Here is a 12,050-nt window from a genome sequence, read left to right as displayed (position 1 = left end):
TGGAGGGCATCATCCATTACTGTTGTCGTATCGGTTGATGATCGATAGATGCTTTCCCTCACCCTCATACTCAATGACGCTGGCCTCGCCTTTAGCATCGGTATCAGTGTAGTTACTCCCATTCAGCCGTACTGGAACACGAGGTGCCGGCGCGTTTAAAAATCTGGACGTGGCACGAATATGAACCCTGTAAAACGTGTCACCTGGGTCATCTACAAATGGCCCCGTCCTCCAATGTTCAGCATTCACCAGATTGTGCCCCAACGACATAGCCAACTTCTCGGACGTGAGCCCTGAGTCCACCGCCTCCAAGCGCAAGGAAAAATTCCCGTTCTGACTGGTATGCAGGCAGTCCAACTCCCAGGTGACCCCCTCTGCTGCAAGCAATTGGGCGACGTCCAATGAAGGGCTGACCTGCACACCAAGTTCCGCGTCGGATTTTCCCTCCCACGTCAGTTTTACCTGCTTACCCAAAAACGGGCTGGTAGATTCAGGCCGCACAGTGAACATGTGATTAGCGCCATGACACGGATAGGCATTGCCTCCGAAATCCATTAAAAACTCGTCGAATTTAACGACGAGCTGCGATGGAACGGCTTCCTCCCCAAACTGCAAATGTCTCACCTCCCATCCTGCATACCCACCGCGCACAATGGCTTCCAGAAGCCCTCCGCCGGTTTCAGGCAATGTGAATTCCACGTACGCGTTCCCGTCGGCATCCGTAAAGGTCGGAGCCAATGTGAGGCCTGGGTATTCCCACTTCACCTCAACGTGCTGCAAAGGCTCATCGGTCATAGCCGATACCACAGTCACAACCGCCGAAACCGGCTCCCCCGATTGGGCATCTGGCTGAGGGGTTGTCAGCGATTCTATTTTCCTGGGCTCATTCAAGACATAGGGCAACGTCACCGACTCCGAATACACCACGTCGCCAACCGTCGCCGTCAGCTGTGCCGCCCCGGGCGTGGTGGGCACAAAGCGCACCCGCGCCACGCCGTAATAGTTGGTTTCAGAAGTCACTTCGCCAAGGTCAGGGGCGCGCCAGGTCACTGTCCACCCCACCATTGGCTTGTCACTGATCGCCGAGCGCAACCTGACCTCCGCGTAAACCTCGCCCCCCCAATCCAGAACCTGAAGAACGTTGTTGCTCAAGAACAGATTCAGCACTTGCGAACCGGTCCCCACGGACATGGCGTTGGCCGGCGACAAGCTCGCCAGGCGCGTTGCTGACAAACGCAAGGCGAAACTGCCGTCCTTGAGGTCATTGACCTTGAAGTCATAGTCCAACCCTTGCGCAAGCAGTTTTCTCGGCACGCCCAGGGCATCAGGGAGAAAATTCAGTCCCAGTTCGGCAGGTCCCGTCCCCGTCAGGCCCAATGTCACCTCATGCTCAAACAACGGGCTATGCTGTGGGGCTCGCAGCTTCAGGTTGTGACTGCTTTTGCGACGCGGAAAATACGTCTTGTCTCCCCAGCGCTGCGGCGATGCACCGTCAAATTCAACGGTCAGCTCAGACCACGGATCGCTTGCCAGCGGCGTGACCGTCAGGACATGGCGATCTTCGAAGCCGTCATAAAGGCTGGTGACCGACGCGGTGGCTTCATGGGGCTCAGCGTTGGACGGTTCCAGTGCAAACCCGGCCCAGCCAGCCGCGTCGGTAACGGCTTCACTTGGCGTTGCCCCCCCTGTCCAACGCACCGGCACCTGCTCGACGACGCGCCCGGTGAAATGGGAAACAATTTGGACCCACAGCCACGCCGCATCCTGCCCCACCACCGGATCTACCGGCGAATCGCGCCATGCCTGGATCCTGACTTTGTTATGCCCCAAGCTCATTGGTTTTGCGGTCGCGACAAAGTCCAACGCCGGCAGTGTCCAAGCCAAGGCAAACTGGCCCGGTTGTTCACTGGCGGTAAAGTCCAGCGTCCAGATCGCGCCGCCGTCGCTGACAAGTTGCACCTCGTTCAAGGCCGGTTGAACGCTTGCATTCAGTTGCTCGGCAGAGGTCCCCGACCAACCCAACATCGACTCCAGCCCCACCAATGGACTCAAGGCGTTGGGCAAGACACTGAAACGGTGAGTCGTCCCCAGGCATGGATAGAGTGCCTGGGCATCGAACTCTGCCGCTACCTGGTCGAGCCTTAGGCTGACTTCTTCGGCCAGATCCTCGGACACCAATCGCCCAGCCAACTCCCGGTTGACCGAAACACTCTCAAGGCGCAGCTCCAAGTCAAACAGACTGCTGATACTGTCAGCGATGTAGGACCGAAGACTCCATGAGGTACCGCCAGCCGCCAGTGGCTTCGGCACCCCAAGATCACCAGGCTCCAGTCCGATGTCCGGTGCATCACCGCGCCAATGCAAACTGATGTTTTTACCGACCCAACTACTGCCCGCGTTCGGTACAACTTTCAGTGTATGGGTCCGGCCGCGTCGACAAAGCACCCCAAGGCTGTTGCGGTTGACTTCGTCTTCATCCAGCAGAATCGTCACCTCGTTTTTCCAAGGGCTGGTGGCGATCGCCTCCACGTTGAAGGGCCGCTCCACCGCTACCGCCTCGGCATGGGCCTTGACGCTGGCGGTGACGATTTTGTCCCCCGCGCTCTGCGGCGTGTACAGCACGCTCGCCCAGCCACCGGCTCCCGTGGGAACGGTGGAAATCGGTCCATCCGCAGTCTTCCACTCGACCAGCGCATTGACGACCGGATCCCCGTCACCGCTTGAAAGCACGTGGACCACCTGCACCCGCAACAAAACACTTTCGTTCTCGTCCACGACCGGAAACTTGTTGGCCTCCCGTACTTGGCCGACCTTCACCAGGTTACGCGCCAACGACATTGCTTTTTTCGGCGAAGGCAGCAGCAGTTTCGAGCAGGTCAGTTCCAGGGAGAACCGACCGTCCAGACGATCGTCGCTCGTCAGTGTCCACGTGAGTCCGGTGTCGCTGACCGGGACCGCGGTTTCGAGCGCCGGCTCGACAGTGACGCCCAGTTGCTCATGGGAATCGCCGTTCCAATGCAGCGCCAGCGTCGTTCCCTGCAGTGGGCTGGCGGCCGGCAGTTTCAGCTCCAACGGATAGTCCGAGCCCCGGTTCGGGTAGCCGGTTTTTTCTTCCCACCGGGCGTCCTCGCCCTCAACGACCACCAGCAAGTCTTTCCAGGGGTCGGTCGCCAGAACCTCGACCGCCAGGGTTTTGGTCACGACGCCGGCTGCGTAATAAAGGCTCTCCACCGACGCCTCGACGTCCATGTGGCCGGCCTGGGTCGGCTTGTAGTCGTAATAGGCCCAGCCTTGGGCATCGGTCACGGCATCCGTCTTGGCTTGCCCGGGGGCGGCGGTCCAGCTCACCGTCCGTCCAGCCAAAGGTTGGCGGGTGTAATGCGAAGCAACCTGGACCCCCAGCCGCACACTCTGTTCATACTCGAGCACCGGGAAGTAGGCCGCTTCGCGCACCTTTAGAAAGTCCAGCCGATGATGCCCCAGCGACACCTGGACCGGATAAGGCTCGGCGGTGTACTGGTTGAGCAGGTTCATCGAGAACAGATAAGGTCCCTCATCATCCATCAGCGGACATTCGAGTTCCCAGGGCCGTTCCATCGGTTGGTCCTGACCCCAGGCAGGCCTGGAGACGACCGCTTCCATCGGGTTGTCGTCGCTGGTCAGCGCGGCCTCGGTACCTCGCCAGACGCTTTCCGGTTCGGGTTCGAATGTCAGCCTATGGGCCAGCACGCCCTCAGCCCCCTGGCACACGTACAGAGAACCGGTCGGCGCGAGGGTTTGCTCATCGAGCCTGAGCCTTTCAATGACAGCAGGCTCCAGGTGCACCTGGAGATTGATGCGGGTGATGCAAACGGCGGACGTGTAGTCCCCAGCATCGTTGGGAGGGCTGAGCACACTGATAATCAGCGTGTCTTCATCGGTAAAAGGTAAATCCAGGGGGACGTTGTATTCTTTTGGCTTGAACTCCAATGGCGTCTCTTTTTGCAGCCGAGCCTGATCCTGCGATGCATCCCGGGGTTCGCCGGGCACCAACGCAATCTCCTGTTTTTCGTCCTGCCCGCCGACTTCGACCACCATCCGGCCCGCCAGGGTATGCCGCATCTCGCACAGGAACGTGAGCACGTAGCGAACCTTGGCACTCGGGTCTTTCGGTACTTGCAGTGACTGACTGACCGAGGAACGGTTGCCGGCCGACAGATATTTAATCCTTTCACCGTTATACATTTCGGAGTTGGTGGAGAGCCAACTCGGAAGGACCTTTATCCACCCTTCGAACCCCCTCTCGAAATCACCATTCACCACCAGGCTTTCATTGGCCCTGACCCAGTTACCCATGTCCTTTACTCCCTCGAAATCCGCTTGAGCCCACCAGAGCGTTCAGCCTCGGTGACCCGGTCCTCGACAGCTCTCGTGAAAGTCGGCTCGCCGGCTTTCGCCGTGTAGCGAATGCGCACGATGATGTCAGTCAGGGACAACAACATTCGCGATTGGAGCGGCTTCTCCGGCCAGGGAAAATTCAACACCCAGCGAGAAACCACACCGGTGTTCTCAAATGGATTGAGCAAGCCTTCATCAGGCTTCAGCGCCGTCATTCCGTTGGCTGAGAGCCCCGTCGACAGGGCGATTTGCTGCCCGCTGCGCAGGTTGATCTGGACGTCGGCAGGTGCCACTCCGCCCGCCGGGTCGTGCAGATAGACCACCGACTGGACCGACGCCTGGGTAGCGATCATGCTGCCGACTTGCAGCAAGGTGGCCCGCACATCTTCGAAGGGGCCCGTCACGACAGGCAGGTCGACCTCGACCGAATTGATTTGCCGACAGTAATGCCCCGGATGGTCGCGATCGAAGAGCAATTGGGAGAGTTCGAACTCTAGAACCCCAGTAACCTTCAAACTTGTCCATGCCGCGTCCCAGCTTTGTACGCCGGCTTGGGGCTCGACCTGGTCATCAAAAAGACGCCGCAGGGAAACGGTCTTTGTCAGTTCCAACCGTCGCTCATGACGTTGCACGTATTCACGCTCCATGCGCAGCAAATGACCGCGCAAATGCTCGCCGGCCGTCAGGCCGTGGCGGTTGTCCAGCCAGACCTGGGAGAAGGTAGTCTGCGTATCGTAGTCACCGGTCTCGGCACTCAGTGCGGCCTGGGCACTGAGGCACAAGCTGACAACTGCGTCATACGCCTGGTAATGCAACGCCTTGAGCTGCCCCAGCAACCAACCGAACAATTCTGTGTTCGTCGCGCGCTTCTTGATGAAGTTATAAACCGTCAGGGCTTGGCCGTTGGCCCTCAAGGTCTGAGCCAACGTGGTTTGCGCGGCCTTTAATGCATGGGTCTGCGCGGTGATTTGCGCATCGATTGCCCGCACCTCCGCCAGCGCCTGATCGCGTTGCAGTCGCCATTCTTCGCGGCGACGGCGGTAGCCCTCGGTGGTGGCCTGTTTATTTGCGTCTATTTCCACGACAGAAGCGGCTACGCCCAGCCCGAAAGCCACCGCGTCCAACGTTTTGTCCAGACGATGTCCACCGGAGGCCAGGCCGAAGATGGTGGGAAGCGCCGCCACTGCCGCTGCCGCCGGTTTAATGCTCGACGAGGCCAATTGCAGCCCTTTGGACAGTTGCAGGTTTTCCATGACCTCGTATTCCACCGCCGAGACGTTCTCGTCATGACGGCGCCCATAATCCTCGGCTCGTTCTTGCGCCATGGCGCGACTTTGTTCCAGCGCGACCATGCTTGCTTGCAACTGATCGATGCTCTGCTCTTGAACGGTGCGCGCATAAGCTCCCAATTCCACCAGGTGGCTTTGCTGCAGTGCCTCCTGCTCGGCCCGGTCTCGCTGCTCCAGCAAGCGCAACACCTGGCCACCATAGTCCTGCAAGCCCTGGACGGCCCGCAACGCCGTCTCGAAGGACACCCGCCAACGGAAGGCGCCGACCACCAGGCGTCCGCCCATGGGTCGTGTTCCCCCCACGCCACCGGCCGCCAGATCACGCAACAACTGGTTGGGATCAGTCGGTGGGCTGAACAGCGGAATGTCGAGTGGCTTGCCATCGAGGGTCAAGTTGTTGCGAAGGTTACGCAAACGCTGACCGGGTGACTCGTACAGCGCCAGCAATTGCTCATTGATCGGCAATTGGAATGGTTCGTTTGCCAGCAACCCCAACAGCGGCGGGGCCTCGGCCGCCGCCGGAAAATCCGCCAGGCTGAACGCCAGGTTCGTTTCAAAGTGTTCAAGTGCCGGTCGCGAGCCGGCACTGTCCATCAGGCTGGCTACATTGGCCGTCTCCCATCGGTTGACCGTCCGAATCTCGGGCGCCTTGCCCATCAGAAACTCGGCCTGGACATAACAGAGCTTGGCCGCCACCAGGCTGTCGCGGGTGAGTTGGCGGTAGTACCAGTCACCCCATTCCATTAGATTCTTGACGTACTCGGTGAACACCAGGATCTTGAAATGCCTAGGCGCCGAGTAACCAATGGCATCAGGATCGGTCGGGTTATCGGCTTCACAACCCACGTTGCCGGAACCCTCCAACGGCCGGCAGCGCCAATACAAAGGCTTTGGATTTTCAATCAAGCGGTCTTGCAGATCTGCCGGCGCTTGCGGATCGAACAGGTAGTGCAGCCATTTTTGCGCTTCGAGAAAACGGTCCTCGGCACGCAGGCGTACAGCCACCAAGTGCGGCAAATGAAAAAACAGCTCCCAGAAGAACAGCCCGTTGGCGCCGTTGAAGGCACCGTTGGGCTCCTGGAAATCAGTGACACCCAGGGGCGGCGGCTCCTGCAAGAACTGCGTGTCCCAATCCAGCACGGCGTCGACCGAAATATTTGAACGCTGCACCAGCTCGGGGCCAAACAGCGAATTCAGACGGGCATATTTAAGCACCAGCCCTGGCTGATTGAAGGAAAGGAACTGCGCCGCATCCAGCGTATTGCTGAGCAGCGTCACGGGAGGGAAATCGGTAAGGTTACTGATCGTCAGTTGGAATTTCTTCCGCCCAAGGCCAGTCGTTGCATCCTCAGAACCCAAGAAGAAATCCGGATTCTGCCAGGAGCCTTCGCCCCGGCTTAACTCCAGCCAGTCAGTACTCCAGCCGCCGGCGATTGGAAACGCTTTGACAATCGGTTGCGGGTCATTGGGAGTCCCGTTATGCAACTCCAATTTCAGGGAGACAGGGTCACCAGATAAACCCGTTGGCCTGCAAAAGCCCTGTACAAACAATTTGTCGTTACTACCCACGCGAAACGCCACGGCCTGCAAGCCCAAGTAAGGCGTCAGGCTGCCCGACGGATCATCGGTTACGATCATGGTTGGTTGGTTCATCAGCGGATGCTGGACCGTCTGGGCCGTGACAAAGCGTGTTTGGGCAGCCTTGAGCAACCAGCCGCCATCGTCCCAAGCCACCGGACGGAACAACACGTCACGCACCGCAGATACCGTCTTGTTTTCCCCGTAGATCAGCATGACACCGAGCCGGCCCTTGGGATGCTCATGATCAGTCCACAAAGTTGCAATCAACCGGGCGCCCGTAGGCATGTCTCCTGTCTGCGCGGAGCTGTGCAAGCTCAGTGGTGCCGACCACTGGCCGTTCTGGGTCATGAATGCGACCTCGATGTCCAATCGGGGTGGCAAGCCTTCGCCGGTGCCCTGTCTTTCCACCTCGTCTCGCCATTGCGCCCAGACCAGGCAAAGCCGGCCGTTCCAGAACACCGGACGCATGTCCAAGACCGTTGCGCCCGTCGGAATAACCACCGGCTGCCACTCACTCCATGCCGCCGGATTGATCGCCTCGCAAGCGGGCGAAAGCTCGACTTTGCCCTTGCGCCAGAAATACTGGAACGGCGGTACCCGCTGCCGACCAACGAAATAATAATCGGCCCGCTCGGGCGTGGCGCCGTCCATGTAGGCACTGATCACTTCCAGGTTGCAGACTTGCTCGAACGACTGCAGGTATTCTCGCAGCGCAAGCTGGACGGAATCGCTATTGAGCTGCGCCTGGTTGAGGTTGTTCTCCAGGGCTTTAAACAGGCTGGTCTTGCGTTGCCGCACGAAGGGGTTGATGAAGTTTTCCGGATACAGGGCGATCAATTGCACCGCTGCCCAATCCGGATAATTGTTATAGAGCTCCCATGTGGCCAGGTCGTCCTTGTCGAACTCCACTTCGGCGTAGCCGGGTTCCAACTTTCGGTAAGCGGCGTGTATAAATTGCTGGGCGCAACTGGTGGCTTCGGCGACCCAGGAGCTTTGCACCGGGTAGCTGTCCAGTGGGTCCATGCGCAACAGTTCGAACAGATCCCCCGGGGTTTTCATAAAGCCGAACCTCGTTGTATCGAGGCCCAGGCAATAGTCGACCAGGGCGGTGCGACGTTTTTCGAGCAGCTCTCCAACAGTCTCCTTTGCCATGGTCTTTACTCCGGGTTGGCGAATGTAATGGATTCGAATTCGGCTGCGTTTTCACTATCTGCACTCAAGACAGAGATGGCGAATGTTCCACCGGTCGGGCTGGAGACGAATACCCGGGTCAGCCCCTCCTCGTTGGTCAAACCCTGTCTGGGTCGTATGACCAGGGCGGGGCCTTCCACCCTTTCAGCTGGTTCGGCAAACCATTGCACCCGAGCGTGTTTACCGAGGTTCCCATAGCTGTCCACCATCGTGGCGTAGAGTTCGACTTCCTGGCCGTACGCCACTTCTGCCAGCGGTACCGCTGACTTGAGCGGTGCTGGAAATTGAAGCGTTTGCTGGTCGGCAACGAGGTTGACGGTAGGCCCGCGCTGCGGTTCAAACAGGTCCAGCCAGAACAGTGGTTTTTCCGTACCCATCACTTTGCCCGGCATGAATATCAGCTCAGCCTTGCCATCAGGGTCCGTCGCCACGTCTTCAATCGTGCCCAGCGTGGCGCTTGCGTGAATGAATACCCCGCTCAACGCCTCCCCGGAGCCGTCCTTCAGGGTGACGGTGTAGATGATTTTCTCATCGGGTTTATTGGGCACCACCTCGTTTTTACTCGCCGCAATGGTCAAGGTCGCGAGTTGCGCCAGAGCCTCGTTGACAGTCGCCGCTGGGGGACTCGATTCGGAAATGCTCAGCAATGCGTGCTCGGCGGCGTCCTTGTAGGCCGCTGGGTCTATTCCCTCGGGCAGCGTGCCGATCAAAAAAATCGTCACGGCATCCATGCCGGTGTGCGCCGCCAGCTCCCGCACCCGCATCAACAGATCCAGTTGAGCCAGTTTTTTGAGAAGTTCATCCCCCGGAGCGATGTGACGGATGCACTCATGTACGTCTTGAACGCTCCAATTGAAAAACTCGGCCAGCCTGATGGTCGCCGCTTGCTGGACCAACGACAGGGCGTCTCCCGACAAAGGCGAAGGCAATGCATTGACCTCGCGCAGGTAATCGAGCAATTGCTGCTCCGGCTGCTCACTGAGCTCAAACGCATGGGTGAGTACGGTCAGGTAGTAGAGCGTCCCGATCGTGAACGCATGCTTATTGTCCTGGCCCAGCCACGCTTCATGGCCATAATCCAGGTAGTCCTGCAACAATTCGGCGCTCAGCGCCAGTTTCGCCACCACCGCCCCCCGGCGGCGCACGTCAGCCAGCAAGAGCAACAAAGGATCGGACTCTTCGTCGCGTCTTTTCGAGGGCTGCTGGTTATCCGAAGGCGCGCGTACGAGTATCTGGTGCAACAATCGATGCACCGTGGCATCTGCCCATGCCAGCACATGAATGGCTTGCGCCGAATCGACCCCGGCATAAACCGCCAGGGTTTCCCTGACCACGGACGCCTGCGCCCCCCTGACCTGCAACAGCACGGCCAGCATCTTCTCGACAATGGCCGGACGTTCGGAGTCGAACCCTTCGCCAAGGCCATCTTTCACCGCGTCATCGAGCGTGGTCCGCGCATACGCCAGGTATTGCTCCTCGGAACCCGGATACGCAATGACCAACCCGTCGGAATCGACCAACGCCGTCAACAGATCCAGCCAACTGGCGCCGGCCAACGCGGGCACCCCGGCCGCCAACAGCGCTGAATCGGTAAACAGCACGCCAGGCAACAGGTTAAGCACCTGATCAAAAAATTGGCGCTCGGCATCAGTGGCTGCACGGGCGTCTGGCGGCGACAGCTGTTGCAACATCCAAAGCACGGTAAAGTTGCGATCGGCACACCACTGCGTGCATGCCTGCATGGCGCAGATGAGGTAAAGCACATCAGGGGGCTCGACCGTGGCTGTATCACCTGGCGTCGAGTTGAGCTGAGGAAAGCCCGCCAGACCGTTGAGCCAGGGCTTGCCGCCCAGCACCGTCAACATCAGGATGCCTTCGACCGGCGTGATACCCAACAACCTCGGCAGCCTCACGAGACGGTAGAAGCTGGACACGATTTCAGGCGTGCGCAACAGCAGACCATCCGTGATGTTATGGGCTTCGGCAATTGCTTGAGCCAGGTAAGCATAGGTTTTCAGATCGATGTTCAGTGCACTGCACAGCTTGGCGACCGTCAGGTCGGGCACTCCGGGGGCGGGCATGAGGGGAAAGGTCCCCTTGTCCAATATCAAGGGGTCGCGGTAATCCCCCTGGTTATTGAAGATCTGATCGAACTGCGAAAGCTTTTCACCCCGACCGTAAATCGACAGCTCGTCGATAAACACGGCAAAATCCGCAGCCGTACAGCTGTAACGTTCCCGTAGCGATTGAAACAGCCCCAGCGCATGCACGACGCCCTCGCTGATCCACCAGGTGCCGTCCGTTGCGCTCCCCCGTACGTCAGCGCGGATGGCGGCGACCAGCAATGCATCCACCTGCTCGGACGGCAACATCAGCCACTGGTCCAGACGCACCTTGCGGTTCATCCGGTCGAATCCTATTAGTCCATTGGGCTCTTCGTCGTTCAGTGTCAGTCGGTGCGAGAACGAAGCCCCACCACTTGTAATGTGCACAGCCGGATGAGCGTTGGCATTGAGGTAAACCGATCCGGAGCGGCCGCTTTCCGGTGCATCGGGCGCCTCTGCTTCGAGGTATGTCTTGACATTGGCAGAGCGCACGGGCGCGAAGCGGCGTACCGACAACAAGGCCTCAAGACCTTGTGTATCGAGTTTTGTTCGCTCGCCGAAGAAATCCACTTGGCGGAGGTTGATCGGCTTGTAGGTGTTATCAGTGCCGAAGTTGTTGGTGTAATACACGTCCCTATCGTCAAAATCGGGAGCGTCCTCCATCAACAACTGTCGTTGAAAAGGCCCCAGCCGCGATGCGTGCGCCAGGGCGTGCCCCGCAGCGTCATTCCAGGCGTCACCCCCTAAAAAATAAGGAAACGAAGGGTTTACCCGGTGGGCGAAATCCCCCACCGACAAACCATGATGACGTGCGACGGTGTCCAGGGTTACCCAGTGTTCATAATAAGGGAGGCCATTGGGATAGCGCGCCTCGGTCATGGCGTCCTCAAGATCCCTCTCAGGCTCCTCAGGTTCATGCGCCTCGATGAAGGCTTCCAGCACCGGGACGATAATGTCCACCGCCGAAATCGATCGATGCACCGCATTAAAATCGATAGACAGCGGTTTCAGGTCCGTACGCCGATCATGCAGGGGCCGCTTCTCGTCCTCCTCACCCACCGTTTCGATACGCGTCTCGATCCACCTCAACAATTCAATCAGATACGCGACCGGTGACGTGATGGATTCCAACGCTTGCGGTGGGCACATGCGGTCAAAGCCGGGATTAAACAGCGTGTTGAAAGTAGGCCCGTCAACCATCGACAACAATCCGCTGCGCGGGCTGCTCTGCGCCTGAGTTCCGGTATCATGCAACCCGTGCTCGATGAACTGCCGCCTCACGTAAAGTGCCATGCTATTGGCCCGGCGCAAAAACTGACGGGCATCATCAGGGCTTACACCGAAATCTTTCACCAGCCCTTTCACACCGTTTTCCACGAGTGGAAAGATCGAGCCACCTTTCTCGAGGTATTCACCAAGCGCGACGTATTCGGTGCGTTGCTTTTGGCTGAATATCTGATTCATCAGTTGTACAGCCGGCTGGGAGTCCGCCATGACCGTTTCCTTG

3 protein-coding genes are annotated in these 12,050 nt (G+C 58.9%); all 3 read right to left on the bottom strand.

Annotation, left to right across the window (positions count from 1 at the left end):
• Positions 1 to 9: 9 nt before the first annotated feature.
• The 3 genes from VQ575_RS05720 to VQ575_RS05710 are packed head-to-tail and all read right to left on the bottom strand — an operon-like array spanning position 10 to position 12,037.
• Entirely contained in the window at positions 10 to 4,335 is a 4,326-nt protein-coding gene (locus VQ575_RS05720) for an Ig-like domain-containing protein (protein ID WP_325919249.1), read from the bottom strand.
• Positions 4,336 to 4,340: 5 nt separating this feature from the next.
• Complete coding sequence (locus VQ575_RS05715) at positions 4,341 to 8,399, bottom strand: Tc toxin subunit A-related protein (protein ID WP_325919246.1); 4,059 nt, start codon at positions 8,397 to 8,399, stop codon at positions 4,341 to 4,343.
• Positions 8,400 to 8,404: 5 nt separating this feature from the next.
• On the bottom strand, positions 8,405 to 12,037 hold the full coding sequence (locus tag VQ575_RS05710; protein WP_325919244.1) for a Tc toxin subunit A: 3,633 nt from the start codon (positions 12,035 to 12,037) through the stop codon (positions 8,405 to 8,407).
• Positions 12,038 to 12,050 lie beyond the last annotated feature (13 nt).

It is taken from the genome of Pseudomonas frederiksbergensis (assembly GCF_035751725.1).
Lineage (GTDB): Bacteria > Pseudomonadota > Gammaproteobacteria > Pseudomonadales > Pseudomonadaceae > Aquipseudomonas > Aquipseudomonas frederiksbergensis_A.
The sequence above is the reverse complement of the archived record's forward strand: the minus strand, read 5'-3'. Positions and strand labels throughout refer to the sequence as shown.